Source organism: Treponema sp. R6D11 (genome assembly GCF_054786075.1).
The window spans coordinates 1-347 of record NZ_BDHD01001260.1; the positions used below are offsets into that span (position 1 = coordinate 1).

The window sequence follows — 347 nt, forward strand, 5'->3', positions numbered from 1 at the left end:
GCTCAAGCGCTTTCGGGCGGTCAACAGCAGAGGCTCTGCATAGCAAGAAGTATAGCAATGGAGCCTGAAATTATTTTAATGGACGAGCCGACAAGCGCGCTGGATCCAATTGCCACAGGCAGAATTGAAGAATTAATCGGAGAGCTAAAAAAAGAATTCAGTATTATTCTTGTAACTCATGCAATGCATCAGGCTTCCAGAGTAAGCAATAAAACCGCTTTTTTTCTTTTGGGAGAATTGATAGAATACAATGACACAAGAGAAGTTTTTACAAAACCCAGAGACAAGAGAACAGAAGATTATATTTCCGGCAGGTTTGGTTAAGGGAAGGGGGGACACAATGGCAA

The 347-nt window shown here is 42.1% G+C and carries 1 protein-coding gene; it reads left to right on the forward strand.

Annotated features, from left to right (window positions below):
* On the forward strand, positions 1 to 324 hold a 324-nt coding region (locus ACYVTD_RS18350; RefSeq protein ID WP_461249032.1), incomplete at its 5' end, for a phosphate ABC transporter ATP-binding protein.
* Positions 325 to 347 lie beyond the last annotated feature (23 nt).